Annotated in this window: 17 protein-coding genes; 9 read left to right on the top strand and 8 right to left on the bottom strand. The window is 62.1% G+C overall.

Annotated elements, in window-relative coordinates; all coding sequences use genetic code 11:
• Positions 1-32: 32 nt before the first annotated feature.
• Both IFT59_RS01610 and IFT59_RS01615 read right to left on the bottom strand, forming a co-directional pair.
• Positions 33-437 (bottom strand): hypothetical protein, encoded by a 405-nt coding sequence (locus IFT59_RS01610; RefSeq protein ID WP_192085857.1) that lies wholly within the window; start codon positions 435-437, stop codon positions 33-35.
• Positions 434-1,075: a SatD family protein gene (locus tag IFT59_RS01615; protein WP_113111834.1), complete on the bottom strand. Its 642-nt coding sequence runs from the start codon at positions 1,073-1,075 to the stop codon at positions 434-436. The genes IFT59_RS01610 and IFT59_RS01615 overlap by 4 nt, the downstream gene beginning before the upstream one ends.
• Before the next feature lie 210 nt (positions 1,076-1,285).
• Here IFT59_RS01615 and IFT59_RS01620 point away from each other — a divergent pair, with 210 nt between their 5' ends.
• Positions 1,286-1,888, top strand: a complete 603-nt coding sequence (locus tag IFT59_RS01620) for a DUF2026 family protein (protein ID WP_092659498.1) — start codon at positions 1,286-1,288, stop codon at positions 1,886-1,888.
• A 101-nt stretch (positions 1,889-1,989) separates the two neighbouring features.
• On the opposite strand, the gene IFT59_RS01625 is transcribed toward IFT59_RS01620, so the two are convergent.
• From IFT59_RS01625 to IFT59_RS01635, 3 genes are all read right to left on the bottom strand, one after another.
• Positions 1,990-2,913: a pseudouridine-5'-phosphate glycosidase gene (locus tag IFT59_RS01625; protein ID WP_192085859.1), complete on the bottom strand. Its 924-nt coding sequence runs from the start codon at positions 2,911-2,913 to the stop codon at positions 1,990-1,992.
• Between the two features lie 95 nt (positions 2,914-3,008).
• Complete coding sequence (locus tag IFT59_RS01630) at positions 3,009-4,115, bottom strand: carbohydrate kinase (RefSeq protein WP_192085861.1); 1,107 nt, start codon at positions 4,113-4,115, stop codon at positions 3,009-3,011.
• An 80-nt stretch (positions 4,116-4,195) separates the two neighbouring features.
• Positions 4,196-4,843, bottom strand: coding sequence for a TetR/AcrR family transcriptional regulator (locus IFT59_RS01635; protein WP_192085863.1), 648 nt, complete (start codon positions 4,841-4,843; stop codon positions 4,196-4,198).
• A gap of 263 nt (positions 4,844-5,106) precedes the next feature.
• Between IFT59_RS01635 and IFT59_RS01640 the strand changes: the two genes are divergently transcribed.
• Genes IFT59_RS01640 through IFT59_RS01650 form a run of 3 tightly spaced genes read left to right on the top strand, consistent with a single transcriptional unit; the run spans position 5,107 to position 8,889 of the window.
• Positions 5,107-5,610 (top strand): (2Fe-2S)-binding protein, encoded by a 504-nt coding sequence (locus IFT59_RS01640; protein ID WP_192085865.1) that lies wholly within the window; start codon positions 5,107-5,109, stop codon positions 5,608-5,610.
• Complete coding sequence (locus IFT59_RS01645; RefSeq protein WP_192085867.1) at positions 5,603-6,601, top strand: FAD binding domain-containing protein; 999 nt, start codon at positions 5,603-5,605, stop codon at positions 6,599-6,601. Before IFT59_RS01640 ends, IFT59_RS01645 begins: the two co-directional genes overlap by 8 nt.
• On the top strand, positions 6,598-8,889 hold the full coding sequence (locus tag IFT59_RS01650; RefSeq protein WP_192085869.1) for a xanthine dehydrogenase family protein molybdopterin-binding subunit: 2,292 nt from the start codon (positions 6,598-6,600) through the stop codon (positions 8,887-8,889). Before IFT59_RS01645 ends, IFT59_RS01650 begins: the two co-directional genes overlap by 4 nt.
• Positions 8,890-9,071: 182 nt before the next feature.
• Here IFT59_RS01650 and IFT59_RS01655 read toward each other — a convergent pair whose 3' ends face one another.
• The gene (locus IFT59_RS01655; protein WP_092659511.1) at positions 9,072-9,731 is read right to left on the bottom strand and encodes a sulfite oxidase-like oxidoreductase; all 660 of its coding nucleotides are present in this window, start codon (positions 9,729-9,731) and stop codon (positions 9,072-9,074) included.
• A 91-nt stretch (positions 9,732-9,822) separates the two neighbouring features.
• On the opposite strand from IFT59_RS01655, the gene IFT59_RS01660 reads away from it, so the two are divergent.
• The 3 genes from IFT59_RS01660 (at position 9,823) to alaE (ending at position 12,842) form a co-directional block, all read left to right on the top strand.
• On the top strand, positions 9,823-11,019 hold the full coding sequence (locus IFT59_RS01660) for an aminotransferase (RefSeq protein WP_192085871.1): 1,197 nt from the start codon (positions 9,823-9,825) through the stop codon (positions 11,017-11,019).
• 26 nt (positions 11,020-11,045) lie between these two features.
• Positions 11,046-12,302 carry a DUF763 domain-containing protein gene (locus IFT59_RS01665; protein WP_192085873.1) on the top strand — a complete coding sequence of 419 codons (1,257 nt, stop codon included), beginning with the start codon at positions 11,046-11,048 and terminating at the stop codon, positions 12,300-12,302.
• 75 nt (positions 12,303-12,377) lie between these two features.
• Positions 12,378-12,842 carry an L-alanine exporter AlaE gene (gene alaE, locus IFT59_RS01670; RefSeq protein WP_113111843.1) on the top strand — a complete coding sequence of 155 codons (465 nt, stop codon included), beginning with the start codon at positions 12,378-12,380 and terminating at the stop codon, positions 12,840-12,842.
• A gap of 51 nt (positions 12,843-12,893) precedes the next feature.
• Here the strand turns inward: alaE and IFT59_RS01675 are convergent, their stop codons facing one another.
• Positions 12,894-13,955 (bottom strand): SDR family oxidoreductase, encoded by a 1,062-nt coding sequence (locus IFT59_RS01675; protein ID WP_192085875.1) that lies wholly within the window; start codon positions 13,953-13,955, stop codon positions 12,894-12,896.
• A 108-nt stretch (positions 13,956-14,063) separates the two neighbouring features.
• Here IFT59_RS01675 and IFT59_RS01680 point away from each other — a divergent pair, with 108 nt between their 5' ends.
• Together IFT59_RS01680 and IFT59_RS01685 are read left to right on the top strand one after the other, a co-directional pair.
• The gene (locus tag IFT59_RS01680; RefSeq protein ID WP_113111845.1) at positions 14,064-14,441 is read left to right on the top strand and encodes a winged helix-turn-helix transcriptional regulator; all 378 of its coding nucleotides are present in this window, start codon (positions 14,064-14,066) and stop codon (positions 14,439-14,441) included.
• Positions 14,442-14,520: 79 nt separating this feature from the next.
• Complete coding sequence (locus IFT59_RS01685) at positions 14,521-14,826, top strand: hypothetical protein (protein ID WP_092659522.1); 306 nt, start codon at positions 14,521-14,523, stop codon at positions 14,824-14,826.
• A 32-nt stretch (positions 14,827-14,858) separates the two neighbouring features.
• On the opposite strand, the gene IFT59_RS01690 is transcribed toward IFT59_RS01685, so the two are convergent.
• Positions 14,859-16,061, bottom strand: a complete 1,203-nt coding sequence (locus IFT59_RS01690) for a pyridoxal phosphate-dependent aminotransferase (protein WP_192085877.1) — start codon at positions 16,059-16,061, stop codon at positions 14,859-14,861.
• Between the last annotated feature and the right edge of the window lie 43 nt (positions 16,062-16,104).

Below are 16,104 nucleotides of genomic sequence, written 5' to 3' on the forward strand. Positions count from 1 at the left end.
TAGGGCAGGGATGGTGGATTTCGCGAAACCGCTCAGTCGATCACCAGCATGTCGGCAACGGCCTGTCTAAGGTCGATGCCGAGGCTGTGATCGTAGGCTGCCCAAGCGCTGGTGACGAGAAGTGCCCATAGGACGCTGAACAGGGATCCGACCAGAAAATATTCGGCGAATTCACGCTGATCCAGCTTCTGGAACCGGGCAACCGTTTTCAGTGCGATCACGGCGGCGAGGATCTCCCAACTGTGAACAACGATCCCGGCCGCGAGTATCAGCCTCTCCAGAATGCCGATCACTCGTCCGGCGCTGATGGTCGAGGGAGGACTTTCCGAGACCATGTCCTTCAGGCCGGTCAGATCGAAAAGCTTGCGACATAGCCAGTTGCCTCCGTAAGTCAGCAAGCCCAGTGCGACAGCCGTATAGACGAGTGCGTGGATCATGCGTGCTGCCTTTCGAGCGACAAGGAACCGTCCAGTTCGGCAAGGGCCTCTTGAATGGCATTCCATTGAAGCAGGTAAAGATCAAAGTCTCCAGAGTTTCTGACCTTGTAGATGCTGTGCACGGAAACATTGCGTAGTTTCGCGATCTCGCTTGCCGTCTTTCCCGCCAGAAAGGCCTGGATGTCGTGACGCTGGGTCGGCGTCCATCGACGTTCGATGGCGGTCAGCGTTGCGCCGCCTGCCTCCAGCAGGGTCTCGAGCACCTGATAGCCTGGAATGTGGAACCGGTAATAGGTGGTGGCCGCTTTCTCGTTGAGCTTCGCCCTCGTGGCGGCGAGACCCGTCCCCATCATGTTCCAGGCGCGCTCTGGGTTGAGCGGCGTTTTCAACGCGGCAACTCCGATTGCAAACCGGCAGTCGATGGAATCGCGCATCAAATCGTATCGAATCTTGCGGGCAATCCGCATCGCACCAGCAAGCGAGGTCGCGAAACCCTGGAACTCGTCTCCCAAGGTGATCGTAAGCGGCGAGGCCAGGATTCGAGCAGATTCGGTGTTCTGACGGTCGATCGCTGCGTTAAATTGTTCATGGAGGCGTTCGATAGATGGGCTGATCTCGCTTTGAACGATATCACCCATGATGATCGCAAGAGGATTTTTGTTTGACCCTATCATGGGTCAAATCTACGATTTACCCAAAAAAGGGTCAATCAGAAAATTGACCCCAATCTGGTTCAAAGCTCCTGCCCCTTTCCAACCGGTTCAAACCCCACTGCAACGCTGCAGTTTACATTGCCGCGCTGGCCGCCTAGGCAGGGTGCCACATCAGGAACGGGTAGGTTACGGGTCATGTTGATCAAGCAGAGCGACTATCACCGCATTTATCGGGTCATCAACAGCCTGCTCGTAAACGAGAACGCCAACACCGCCGTTGCCGGGATGTATTTCAGCACGTTCGGGGCGTTCATCCTGCGCCAGCATTATGGTGTGACTGCCACGCCGAAAAGCGGGCTGGCCGCCTACAATCTCGGCGGCACCCGCATCCTCTTCGCAGACCAGCGCGAAGACGGGTATGTCACGGGTGCTGGCGAGAATTTTCATTGCTGGGTGGAGGCCGACGGCTGGGCGATAGATTTCATGGCGCCGGCGTTTTCGCAGAGCGCGTCCGAGCTTCGGGTGCCCTCTAAGATGTTCCAGAGGCCTCTTTCGGCCATGGCTTCAAGCATCAACGATCTCGAGCAATCCGGCGATTTCTTCTATCAGTCGGAGCCGCAAGCAAGCGCAAGGCGCTTCGCGGATTGGCACAAGCACGCGATGATCGGTGATCTCGCCTCGGTTGCCGCAAACTGGTTCCGGAAGTCGCCTAAGCAGATGCCGAAGTCACTGTCCATCGCGAGCGAGCCGGGAAAGAGCGTACCGTTGCTGGGGAATGCGCTTTCGGGCGCCTGGTGATGGCGGAGGCTTGCGGGCCGGGACAGGTTCGCCGATAGCGGCCAGCTCCGCTACGGGGGCGTTAGAGGGCGGGATGCTGTCGCACCCCGCCGCACGTGATGTCAGCCCTTCTTCAGCGCAGCGTAGGCCACTGCCATCTTGGCAGCGAGGCGGGCGTTGTTTCTGACCAGTTCGATATTGGCTTTCAGGCTTTCGCCCTTCGAAAGCTCGTTGATGCGGGCGAGCAGGAACGGGGTCAGTTCCTTGCGGCCGATGCCGCGCTCATCTGCTTCGCGCACCGCATCGGCAATCGTGCCGTCGATGAAGTCAGGGGTCAGTGCGGCTTCTTCCGGGATCGGGTTGGCGATCAGGAGGCCGGTGCCGGTGCCGAGCTGGTGGTGGTGGTGCATAGCGCGGGCAATCTCTTCTGCCGTATCCAGTCGGTGATCGGCCTTGTAGCCGCTCTGGCGGGTGAAGAAGGCCGGGAAGTCCTCGGTGCCATAGGCAATCACCGGCACGCGCTGGGTTTCCAGATATTCCAGCGTCTTCGCAATATCGAGGATCGATTTCACGCCGGCGCAGACGACGGCCGTCTTGGTGCGGCCAAGCTCTGTCAGGTCGGCGGAGATGTCGAATGTCTGTTCGGCGCCGCGATGCACACCGCCGACGCCGCCGGTTGCGAAGATCTCAATGCCGGCGAGGTCTGCCAGAAGCATCGTTGCGGAAACCGTCGTACCCGCCGTCTGGCCGCGCACCATGGCAACGGCGAGATCGCGGCCCGACGCCTTCACGACGCCCTTGGCCTGAGCCAGCTTTTCCAGCTCATCGTGCTCGAGGCCGACGCGGAGTTCACCGTCGATGACGGCGATGGTGGCAGGCACGGCGCCGTTTTCACGCACGACAGCCTCGACCGACAGCGCCGTCTCCAGATTGGCCGGGTAGGGCATGCCATGGGTGATGATGGTCGATTCGAGCGCCACGATGGCGCCGCCGTTTGCGAGAGCGTCTGCAACTTCCGGGCTGAGTTTCGGCTTCAGCAATGACATGGGATTTCCTTTCTGGAAGCAGTTCCGGCAAAGCCGTGGAGCGGTTTTGCGTCTGGACCTGCGTTGGGATTAAACACTGGAAGCACTCACGTGCTTCAGGACAAACGGTGCATATGGGCCTGCAAAAAGGCCTCGGAGAGGTCGGGGTGGACGCTTGCCGCACTTTCGGTGGTGAGCGTCGCCACCAGCGCGCCGATCCGGGCAGCGGTGTGGATTTCGTCGCCGGCAATCACCCGGTGCAGGGTGCCGGCAATCATAGCGTCGCCGGCGCCGGTCATGTCGATCGCCTTGGCTTCGACTGCTTCGAAACTGCCCGAAGCGTCTATGCCGGCAACCGCAATGCCGGCGGCACCCATCGTCACCACCGCCTCACGGGCGCCGGCTGCCTGCAGGCCGTGTGCCGCCTTCAGCGCGTCGTCGATCGTCTCGCGGGCCGACAGGCCGAGAATGGCGTTGGCCTCGTCGATATTCATGAACAGAAGGTCGATACCGGCAAGGTCCTTCGGCAGGCGCATGGCCTTGACGGTCGAGACCGCATCGATCGCCAGCCGGAACCGCGCGTCGCGTCGCCGCGTGATCAGCGCTGCCAGCGTCTCGGCGGGCGGGTTACAGTCGGAGAACACGAAGCTTGCCGACGCCAGATGCGGCCAGACGCGGTCGAGATGTTCGGGTCGCAGCAGATCGAATATGCCCATGTCAGCGATACCGAGCGAAAGATCGCCGCGCGGATCGAGGATGGCCGCATATTCGGCGGTCGGTCGCTCGGTGCTGATGATCATCTGGCTGACGTCGATGCCGCGCTCGCGCATATAGGTCATCAGCGTGCGGCCGCCCTCGTCGTCGCCGACGATCGAGATGAAACCGGTTTGCGTGCCGAGACGGGCGAGGTTTTCAGCCACGTTGCGGGCAACGCCACCCATCGATCGGGTGCTGTCGACGGGGTTGGAGGTGCCCTGAACGATTTCCTGCTTCGCGTGATATTTCCGGTCGAGAACGGCGCCGCCGAGGCAGATGGCGCGCGACGGCTGCGGCATCACATAGCCGCGGCCGAGAACATGGCCCTTCTGCATCAGCTGCACGATATGCGCCGCCACTGTGGAGCGGGCGAGGCCCAGCATCTCGGCAATCTCCTGCTGTCCGGCAAAGGGATTGTCCCTGATAATGCCGAGAACGGCGGCTTCCTGGCTGGTCAGATCGTCCATCGTGGCTTCCCATGAAGGTTCACGGTGTATAAACAACTGTTTCTTTCGTCAACAGTTGTTTTGGATCGCGCTTCACGCCGTCAGCTGCGCACCCGAAGACCGTCCATCAAAAGCATGATCAGACGATTGCCGCTGGCGCGCCACTCGGGGGAATCGGGAATGGAATAGATGCTCGACATGGCATGCATCAGGTCCGCCTGGCCGATATCGCTGCGGATGAGATTTGCCTCGCGACCGTTTGTTAGAAGCCTGTCGAGTGCCTGCCGTATTGTCCCGAACCCCTCCGCAAACAGTGTCGTGTTGGAACTGGCGATGATTTTCAGGCTGTTGGCCATGCCGCGCTTGGTCGCCATATAGCCGACGAAGCGCAGCATCCAGAGCTCCAGTGCCTTGTCGGCCGGATGGTTGGCGGCAAGTTCGTCCGCTGCTGCCGCCAGTGCCGTCAGCTCGCGGCGATAGACGAGTTCGACCAGATGTTCGCGGGTCGGGAAATGCCTATAGAGCGTGCCAATGCCGACGCCGGCCTGGCGGGCAATCTCTTCCAGCGAGGTCTCGACGCCTTTTTCCGCAAATGCCTGGGCTGCCACCTCGACCAGCTTATCGCGGTTGCGGCGAGCATCCGCGCGAAGTTTCGGAGCCGGGGTCTGTGCATTATTCGGCGTGGCCAAAGCCCGAAATCCTGTTCCAGTGGTTAGGCTCTCTGGGGTCGTAATCCTGGTTTCCGGCATCCTGAAACGGATGTTTTCGAAATCCAGCCTTGACTGATCTCAGCGAGCGGCTAGTTTAAACGGAGTTGCCTCCGTTTGAGGTGGCGCATATGTCTTTTTAGATCAGAAGGCGGCTGGATGTCATGTCGAAAGATTTCGCTCCGCCTTTTCGACCGCGATCGGCGGCGCGCGTTTAGACGATATCAGGGACCCATGCCCTCGCCAGACGGCCGGTCCAGCCTAGTTCTTTGAAATTCTCTTCGTGAAGATTGCAGGAGCCTGTCATGACACGAACCATTCACCTCAACCTCGATATCAACGGCAAGGGTTACGACCTCGATGTCGAGCCGCGCGTGACGCTGCTCGATGCGCTGCGCGACCATCTTGTTCTCACCGGAACCAAAAAGGGTTGCGACCAGGGCCAGTGCGGCGCCTGCACCTGCCATGTGGATGGCAGACGGGTGTTATCCTGTCTCACCCTGGCGGCCCAGGTCGAAGGCCGTCAGGTAGAAACGATCGAAGGACTGTCCGGGGCCGACGGAACCTTGCATGCGGTTCAGGCGGCTTTCCTGGAGCAGGACGCCTTCCAGTGCGGTTATTGCACGCCGGGCCAGATCATGTCGGCAGTCGCCTGTATCCGTGAGGGTCATGCGGGATCGGATGCGGAAATCCGCGAATATATGTCCGGCAATCTCTGTCGCTGCGGCGCCTATAACAGCATCGTGGCTGCGGTGCGCCAGGCGGCGCAGGCCGTCGTTCCCTCGAATAAGGAGATGGCCGATGCGTGATTTTTCCTATCTTCGCGCCGCCACCCTCGATGAGGCCCGCCAGGCGGTGCTGCAGGCAGGGGCATCCATTCTGGCGGGCGGCACAACCCTGATCGACCTTGCCAAATGCGGCGTTGCCGAACCGGAGACGGTCGTCGATATCTCCCATCTCAAAGGGCTCTCCAGCATCGAGGTCACGCCCCAGTCCGTCACCATCGGCGCGCTTTCGCGCATGTCTGATGTTGCCGATCATGCGGGCATCCAGGCGGAACTGCCGGCTGTGTCGGAATCGCTGCTGCTTGCGGCGTCGGCGCAGCTGCGCAACATGGCGACGATCGGCGGTAACGTGATGCAGCGCACGCGCTGTCCGTATTTCCGCGATCCCGGCACGTTTCCAGCCTGCAACAAGCGCAATCCCGGCTCTGGCTGTTCGGCGCTTGGCGGCATCACCCGCAACCATGCGGTTCTCGGCACCAGCGAGCACTGTCTCGCCTCCAATCCCGGCGATCTGGCTGTGGCGCTTGTCGCCTTCGATGCCGTCGTCGATCTCGGTTCCCGCACGGTTCCATTCGACGAGTTCTTCCTCCTGCCCGGCGATACCCCGGACCGGGAAACCGTGCTTCAGCCCGGCGAGATGATCGTCGGTCTGTCGATCCCGAAAAGCGCTGCCGCGAAAAACTCCACCTACCTGAAGGTCCGCGATCGCCAGTCCTACGAGTTTGCGGCCGCAAGCGCTGCCGTCGGCCTGGAACTGGAAGACGATGGCCGCACGGTCAGGGATATCCGCGTTGGGCTCGGCGGCGTTGCCACCAAGCCATGGCGGTCTCGCGCCGTCGAACAGGCGCTGATCGGCAAAGTGCTCGACGCTGCCACCATCAAAGCGGCGAGCCTGCTTGCCATGGAGGGCGCCGTTGCCCAGAGCGATAACACATACAAGATCGATCTTGTGCCGCGGGTCGTGGCCCGGGCGATCGAGACGGTCTCGACGGACAAATCTGGAGGTCTCGCATGACTATTATGCCCCCCCGCAAACACGGCGATGCCTCCGATGGCATGGTCGGCGGACGTCTGACCCGGTTCGAAGGCAGCCTCAAGCTCACAGGTGCTGCCACCTATGCGCTGGAATACCCGATCGATAACCTCGCCCACGCGGCCCTCGTGCAGAGCACGATTGCCGCAGGCCGCGTCGTCAGCGTCGATGTGACCCGCGCGCTCGCCTCGCCCGGCGTCCTGATGGTGCTGACACCGGAAGACGATCTCGGACTGCGCGTGTCCGCCGACTGGCAGGGCAACCGGCCGGAAGACAAGCCCTATCATCCGCTGCCGCGCGAGGTGCAGTTCAACGGCCAGTCGATTGCAGCCGTGATTGCCGAAAGCCGCGAACAGGCGACAGAAGCCGCAAAGCTTGTTGTCGTCACTTATGAAGAAACGTCGCCGGTCATGAGCATCGACGATCCGGCGGCTGGCGAAGGCAAGCTGATGGACAATCTCACCATCGGCTGGGGAGATGCGGAAGCAGCCCTTGCGGCATCACCGGTGCGGATCGAAAGCGAATACAGCACGCCGCGCGAATACCATTGCGCCATGGAGCCGCACGGGCTGGCCGCCAAGTGGGACGGCGACGAGCTGACGATCTGGGAACCAAGCCAGTGGTCGCACGGCATGGCCCGCATGTATGCCGAATGGTTCGGCATGGACTATGAAAAGGTGCGGATCATCTCGCCCTATATCGGCGGTGGTTTCGGCTCCAAGGGCCAGCCGCTCGCTTATGGCGCGGTGGCGGTTGCGGCGGCGAGAAAGCTTGGCCGACCGGTCCAGCTTGCCGTCACACGGCCGCAGAACTTCACCAGCTATGGCGGTCGTGCGGCAACCCGCCAGACGATTGCGCTCGGCGCCACCGAAGACGGGGTGCTGCAGGCGATCGTCCATCGCGGCAGGACCGAGACGTCAGTCTATATGGATTACCCGGAACAGACGGGGGCGGCGACCCCCATCCTCTACAAGGTGGAAAACTTCTCGTCCCAGTCGCGCGTCGTGCCGGTCAATACCGTCACACCCGGCGCGCTTCGGGGACCGGGCAAGAACCCCAGCGCCTACGGCATCGAAAGCGCCATGGAAGAGCTTGCCTACAAGCTCGATATGGATCCGCTGGAACTGCGGCTGAAGAACTATGCCGATCACGACTATCAGTCGGGCAAGCCGTGGTCGACGCGGATGCTGCGCGAAGCATTGACGCAAGGGGCTGCTGCCTTCGGCTGGGAAAAGCGCAGCCATCAGCCCCGCTCGATGCGGGACGGCAAGACGCTGATCGGCTGGGGCATCGGCTGCGGCACGTTCCCGGTTATCCGGGCACCGTCGGAAGCGATGATCCGCGTTCTCGCGAACGGCCGCGTCGAGGTGATCAGTGGATCGATCGACATGGGGCAGGGCACCTATACAATCCTTGCCCAGACGGCAGCCGAAGCGCTCGGCGTGCCGGTTTCGCAGGTCGATGTGCTCCTGGGTGACAGCCGCATGCCGGGTTCGTCGATCGCCGGCGGATCGATGCTGGCGGGATCCATCACCGGTGCCGTGCACAAGGCCGCGATCGCAGCCCGCGACGAACTGATCGGCCTTGCGCTCAACGAGACCGGTTCGCCGTTCCGCGATACCGGCGCCAACACTCTCTCGCTGGTTGGCGGGCGGATCGAGGCATCACGTGGCGGTGGACCTTCGCTCTCGCTGCAGGAGTTGATGCAGGCTCTCGGCCGCAATGAGCTGGAGATCCGCCGCAACACGCTTGCCGAAAACGCGCAGTCGCCTGATGATCAGAAACAGGCCTGGACGACCATGTCGAAAGTGCAGGGGCCGACCTCGGGCGACCTTTCCATGCACAGCTGGGCTGCCCATTTCGTCGAGGTCCGGATCGATGAGGATTTCGGGACGATCCGGGTGTCGCGCATGGTCTCTGCCTTCGATTGCGGCCGTCTCTACAATCCGAAGCTGGTGGAAAGCCAGTGGAAGGGCGGCATCATCATGGGCATCGGCCAGGCGCTGCTGGAGGAAGGTGTCGTCGATCCGCGCAACGGCCGCACCATCAACAGCAACATGGCCGACTATCTCGTGCCGACCAATGCCGACATTCCGGATATCGAGGTGATCTCGGTGGGCGTGCCGGATCTCGACGCATCCACGCTCGGCGGCAAAGGAGTTGGCGAAGTCGGCATCGTCGGCGTCGCCCCGGCAATCGCCAACGCCGTCTTCCACGCGACCGGCAAACGCATCCGCGACCTGCCGATCACGCTGGAAAAACTGATGTGATCTTATGGGCTGTCGCCTCTGGCGGCAGCCTTAGACTGCTGTCTCCTCATCCTCGCTCTTGTGGCGAGGATCCAGTCAGCTCAAGTCCTTGAGCTGAAAAGGCTCTTTGACCCGACAGACGTCGTGTCGCTGGATCCCCGCCGCAAGGGCGAGGATGAGGGAGCGCGGGGTTTCCACTCCGCTCAATCCTCCGAATACCGTTCCTCGGCCCAAGGGTCACCGCGCATGTGGTAGCCGTTCTTTTCCCAGAAGCCGGCATTGTCGATGCCGAGGAAGTCGATCCGCTTCAACCATTTGGCGCTTTTCCAGAAGTAGAGATGCGGCACGACGAGGCGCACCGGTCCGCCATGCTCTTCGGTCAGCGGCTTGCCGTCCCAGTGGGTCACGATGAGCGCGTCGGCCACGGCGAAATCGGAGAGGAGAACGTTGGTCGTGTAGCCGTCATAGGCGGTCAGCATCACCGCGGTTGCCTTGTCGGTCGGCTCCACGGCATCAAGCAGGTCGCGGGTGGACACGCCCTTCCAGTCGTTGTCGTAGCGCGACCAGGTCGTCACGCAGTGGATATCGGAGCGCATCTCGGTCTGCGGCAGCGCCTGGAAACTGTCCCAGTTGAAGGTCGTCGGCTTGTTGACGAGCCCGTAGATGTCGAGCTTCCACTGCGACGGCGAAATGCTGGGCTGCTGGCCGAGATCGAGCACCGGCCAGTTCTTGACCAGATGCTGGCCGGGCGGCAGGCGGTCGGTATCGGGCCGTGCATGCCGGCCCGTCAGGAATTTCCCCTCATCAGCCCATTTGCGCTTGGTGCTGGTGAGCTTGGAATCCTGCGGAAGATTGTCGTCCATAAGTGGTTCTCCTTGCCTCCGAGGATAATCTGATAAACAACAAGGGCAATCAATTCCTGACTTCCCCCGCCCGAGATTTCGTCGAGACCCCATGCCCGCCACCCATCCGCGCCTGAATGCCCGCTTCAATCCCTTGATCGAACAACTGTCCCTGCCACCGGTTCCAGCCGTCGCGGCCTGGGGTCGTGCCTATGACAAGGCTCTGGGGCCGCTGATCGACCTGTCGCAGGCGGTGCCCGGCTATCCCGCCCATCCGGACATGCTTCGTTTCCTGGGCGAGGCGGCGTCGTCCAAGGCCTATACCGGCTACGGCCCGATCGAGGGCGAGACGGTTCTGCGCACCGCCTATGCAAGCCATGTCTCCGAGGTCTATGGCGCAGCGCTTGCCGAGGAAAACATCCACATCACCTCCGGCTGCAACCAGGCTTTCGTCTGCGCGGCGATGACGGTTGCGGGTCCCGGCAGCACCATCCTGATGACCGAGCCGTTCTATTTCAACCATGAAACGACGCTTGCCATGATGGGCATCGGCACCGCCTTCGTGCCTTGTTCTGCCGAAAACGGGTTCCTGCCGGATCTGGTGTCGCTCGAAGCGGCGATGACGGATGGGGTGAATGCGCTGGCGCTGGTGTCGCCCAACAATCCGACCGGCGCCATCTATCCGGCGTCGCTGCTCGAGGCGATCTTCAAGCTATGCCAGGAAAAGGGCATCTGGCTGATCCTCGACGAGACCTATCGCGATTTCCTGCCGCAAGCCGGAAGCCGGGCCCATAGCCTGTTTTCGCAGTCCGGCTGGGAAGAAACGCTGATCAGCCTCTACAGCTTTTCCAAATCCTTCTGCATTCCCGGCCATCGTCTCGGCGCCATCACGGCCGGCGAAGAGGCGATCGGTCAGATCGCCAAGATCATGGACAATCTGCAGATCTGCGCGCCGCGAGCCGCCCAGGCAGCCGTTGCCGAAGCACTGCCGCTGCTGACTGCCTGGCGCGAGGAAAACCGCCAGGAAATCGGCCGCCGCGCCGAAGCGCTGAAAACGGTCATGCGCAGCGTGTCCGGTTGGAAGCTCGATGCGATCGGTGCCTATTTCGCCTTCGTTCGGCATCCTTTTCCGGGCAGGGGCTCGGCGGAAGTGGCCGAACAGCTTGCCAAACGCGCCGGCATCAGCTGCATCCCCGGCGTCTATTTCGGGCAAGGCCAGGATGGCTATTTGCGGTTTGCCTTCGCCAATGCGGATGTCGAAACCATCGGTCTTCTGGAAGAACGTTTGCGGAACTTTTCGCTGTCGTAACGGCCCGACCGGCTCTATAAGGAACCATGGTTCAACGAGCAGGCAGCGCCGATCTTCCGCTTCATGGTGGCCGGGTTCCCCGGTGGCTGGGCGACCGCATGACCAAGCTCGGTGCCGTCATTACCGAAGCCATCGTCCTGCATTACGGCCGTGACGAATTGCTCAGCCGGTTGGCGCATCCGTTCTGGTTTCAATCCTTCGGGTCGGTGATGGGCATGGACTGGCATTCGTCCGGCATCACCACCTGCGTCATCGGCGCGCTCAAACGCGGGCTGACGCCGATGTCGGGCGAACTCGGCATTCACGTCTGCGGCGGTCGCGGCCGCAATTCGCGGCAGACGCCGGACGAGCTGATCGCCATCGGCAACCGCGTCGGCATCGATGGTTTCGCGCTTGCCAAGACCAACCGGCTCGTCGCCAAGGTCGACAGCGCCGCGGTGCAGGATGGTTTCGACCTCTATCTGCACGGCTTCATCGTTACCGACGATGGCAAATGGGTAGTCGTCCAGCAGGGCATGAACGGCGACAGGAAGCAGGCGCGGCGCTATCACTGGCAGTCGCAGGGCCTCAAAAGCTTCGTGGATTCGCCGCATGCGGCGATCGAAGGACGCGGTCAGGGCGACATCGTCAACCTCGCCGATCACCGCGCACAGGCGTCGCGGAACGGCCAACTGGATCTGCTCGCATCGCTCGGTCCCGACCGCATTGTCCGCGAAGTGATCGCGATCGATCCGGGCCGGCAGCGCAAGAAGGATCTGTCGCAGCCGATGCTGCCGCATCTGATCATGCCCAATCATCACGACGTCCGCGAGGAGGACGTCAACATGAGGCGCCTGCACGGCACGCTTGCGGCTGCTGCAGACCGTGGGCCTAGGGATTTCGAGGATCTGCTTCTGACGCCTGGCGTCGGCGCCCGCACGGTGTCGGCGCTCGCCATGGTCGCCGAAGTCGTGCACGGCGCACCCTGCCGGTTTTCCGATCCGGCGCGGTTTTCGCTCGCCCATGGCGGCAAGGACCGGCATCCGTTCCCGGTGCCGATCCGGGTCTATGACGAGACGATCAGGGTGATGAAATCGGCCGTCGGCAAGGCAAGGCTTGGCCGCGACGAGGAAATGCAGGCACTGCGCCGCCTCGACGACCAAGCCCGCCAGCTCGAAAAATACGTGACCGGCCCCGACCTCAAGGAAATCGTCGCCGGCGAATTTTCCCGCTCGCACGAATGGGGCGGACGCAGTGTGTTCGGCTGGGAGCCGGCGGCGGAAGACGATAAACGGACGGGATAGTTGCCTTCTGCGATCGTCCCATATCCACCGAAACTGAAGGCACCTCGTTCCAGAGATGGCCGGGAGACCAGCAATTTGACGCATGAAACGGAGACGCGAAGCGCCGGGTGGCGATCCTTCGCGGCTGATACCTTAGCCCTCATCCTGTTCTTCACCACGACCGGCATTATCAACGAGCGGTTCGTTGCGGGAATGAGCTGGGAGCAGGTGTTTGACGCGCGCCTTCTCGGTGCCGTGCTCATGGTTCCGTCGGGACGTCCATACGGTCTCTGGCGAGACTGGGTGATGCGCTTTGCCGGCCCCGGGCGCATGTCGCAGATCCTGTGGGATACGCTCGCGCTCGTCAGCTTCCAGGTGCCGCTCTATGCCGCAATCCTCGCCATCACCGGGGCTGATAGCGCTGAGCTTTTGCGGGGAACACTGGGTGTGATCGTTATCATGCTGGCATCGGGTCGGCCCTACGGAGCCTTCCTCAACTTCATCAGGCGCCGCTTCGGTCTGTCGCCGGGCGGAACGAAGCCAATGTCGCTCAACACGTGAATGCGCCCGGGAAGAACGCCCGGGCGCATGATTCTATCGGCGCTCGCTTCCTTACGGGATCAGACGGTTTGCGCGCAGATCTTCGAACAGATCGAAGAAGGCATCGTCGGTTGGCTGGTACTCAAGGAAGCCGAGACGGCGGCTCTTCGACATGTCGGTGACGACTTCGATCGGGCGTCCGAGATCGGCATCCGTATGCCAGGGCGACACGAGGCGGTTCATGTCCGGTTCGGCCAGATTGTGGCGTTCTGCAATCTCGCGCCAGATCGCGGCATCCTCGGCCATCTGCTTTTCGAGCGGCTGTACGGTGCCGTCGAAGGTGGCGGGTTCCAGCTCGAACCAGGCGGCAATGCGGCTCCACATCCACTTCCAGCGGAAGACATCGCCGTTGACGACGTTGAATTCGCCGTTGGCTGCACCCGGTGTCGTGGAAGCCCAGAGGAGATGGCGGGCGAGAAGGTTGGCGCTGGTCATGTCGGTCAGCCCCTCCCACTGCATCTCGACGCCCGGGAAGCGGAAGGGGCGGCCGGTGTGCTTGCAGATGGCAGCGTAGACGGCAAGCGTCGTGCCCATGTTCATGGCATTGCCGACAGCCTTGCCGACAATCGTATGCGGGCGATGGACGCTCCAGGTAAAGCCGTCGCGGGCGGCTGCCGCAAACACTTCGTCTTCCTGGGCGTAGTAGAAATTATCGACCTCGAGCCGGCCCTGTTCCTCGCGGAACGGGGTCTGCGGCAGGGCGCCCTTGCCGTAGTTTTCGAACGGGCCGAGGTAATGCTTGAGGCCCGTCACCAGCGCCACGTGCTTGACGGAGCCTGCCGGAGACAGCGCTTCGAGGACGTTGCGTACCATCGACGAATTAACGCGGATGTTTTCGGCTTCCGTCGACTGCCGCAGCCAGCTCGAGATGAACACATGCGAGGGATCAAGACCCGCCAGCGCTTTTTTAAGCGAGGCCGGATCGAGAAGATCCGCCGCCACCGGTGTCACGTTGGTCTGCTGCTGCGGTGTGCGCGACAGGCCGAGAACCTGCCAGCCGTCGTCACCCAGAACCTTTGCTGTTGCGCTGCCGACAATGCCGCTTGCGCCCACGATCAATGCTTTTTTCGTCATAATTGCTCCTGTCGTTCTGACGGTGATCTAGTGTCTTGCGGCAGACTGTGCCAGAAGGCACCCGAATGGGACATAGGCACCCTGACGTAACCAGATGGGGAACAGATCATGCAGCCCGGCACACCTGACAACGAATGGCGAGAAGACTGCGCACCGCGCCGCGTCCTCGACCTTTTCTCTTCCAAGTGGACGAGCATGATCCTGCATGTGCTCGATACGCGGCTGGAGGGCTGTGCGCGCACCGGCGTTCTGCTGCGCAGCCTGCCCGGCATTTCCAAGAAGATGCTGACCCAGACCCTGCGCGACATGGAAGCCTCGGGTCTTGTCATCAGGCGCGTCTATGGCACGGTGCCCCCGGCAGTCGATTATACGCTGACGCCGCTCGGCAAGCGTTTCGTCGAGCTGATCGATCTGCTCTACGGTTGGGGTCGAGACAATGCCGATGCGCTGGACGCGCTCAAAGCGAAGAAGGGCGAGGGAGCCTAGATCAGGGATTGGGCCTCCCAGTTCGGATGGAACGATGGTGGCCGGCCCGTGTTCTCCTTGGGAACAAGGGAGACTTGCTATGTCAGACCACAAAGACGTCGACCCTGCAGCCGATACGGCTTCCAAGGAAGCGACCCGGTTCGGCAGCAGCCAGCCCAAGGTTTCCGAACAGTCAAGGGATAGCATCCACCCGGCCGCCGATGCGGCTGAGGATGTACAGGCTGACCACAAGGTCGAGAAGAGCTTTGGTACCGGCGAGGATGGGTCAGTGCGCAAGACGGATGCGGCAACCGTCGAACTCAATCGCGCCCGCAAGGCGGCTGGAGCCGAGGGCTCCGGCGTCCCAAGCGATCATGAGGCCGACGCCGGCGACATCGGCGGCTGAGACTTCCACCCGCGGTCGCCGCGGGTGAGAAACTACTGGATATGCGGCGGCGCTTCTTCGCGCGCCGCGATCCGGCCGGCGAGTTCGCCGATGCGGCGGATCGCTCCCTCCAGCACAACATCAGGCACCGTCAGCGATATGCGTAGAAAGCCTGCCGCTTGATCGCCGAAGGATGTGCCGGGCATGACTGCCACCTTTTCCTCGCGCAGCAGTTCCCAGGCAAATTCCTCGCCACCGAGGCCTGTTGCCGTCACGTCGAGCAGGATGAACATCCCACCTTCCGGCATCATCGGCTTGACCAGATTGTTGCCCTTCAGCACAGTTTCGACGATCGCGGCGCGCCTGTGATAATTGGCGCGCATCACGTCGGCTGTCGGGAAGTTTTCAGACAGCGCCATTGCGGTCATGTCGGCAATAAAGGGCTGCACGCCGAACAGCATGATTTCGGACACCGGCAGCAGACGTTCGCAAAATTCCTCCGGGCCGGCTGCCCAGCCGGATCTGAATCCGGGTGCCGCGTGCGACTTGGAGATGGACGAGACCACGATCGTGCGCTCCGCCAGTTCCGCCATGTCAAAGGGTGAGGCAAAGCTGGTGCCGTCGAAGATCAGCTGCTCATAAACCTCGTCGCAGATGATCCAGAGATCGTGCTTGCGGCAGATCTCGCCGATCCTTGCGATTTCGGAGGCTGACAGAACGGCACCGGTCGGGTTGTGCGGCGTGTTCAGAAGCAGCACGCGTGCTTCCGGCGTCACTGCCCGTTCCAGATCGTCCGGCTGCATGTGGAATTTCTTCTCCGGCCGCAGCGGCACGGGGATCATATGGGCGCCGGTGGAGGCGATGACGCCTTCATAGGTCGCGTAGAGCGGATCGCCGACCAGCACGCCATCGCCAGCGCCAACCAGACCGGTCATGACGCAGTAAAGCGCGCTCTGGGTGCCTGGAAAGCAGAGGAAGTTCTTTTCCGTCACGCTGCTGCGGCGTTTCGAATATTTCGCAACAAGCGCCTTCAGCGTATCCGGCTCGCCTCTTCCGTTGGAATAGCGGGTGCGGCCGGCATACATGGCGCGCGCGGCTTCATCCAGCAGCGCCTTGTCGGGCACGACGTCAGGCTCGCCGATCGTCAGCTCGACCACGTCCTCCCCCTCGGCCTTCATGCGCCTTGCGGTCAGATGCAGCGCCCAGCGGCCTGAACCGAGATGGGCGAGACGGTCGGTGATCGTGGCATAGCGCATGAATAGGCCTCATGTTCGAGGATTAGGATGGGCCGCCTCTAGC

Origin of the sequence: Rhizobium sp. CFBP 8752 (assembly GCF_014842035.1) — a bacterium.
GTDB classification, from domain to species: domain Bacteria; phylum Pseudomonadota; class Alphaproteobacteria; order Rhizobiales; family Rhizobiaceae; genus Neorhizobium; species Neorhizobium soli.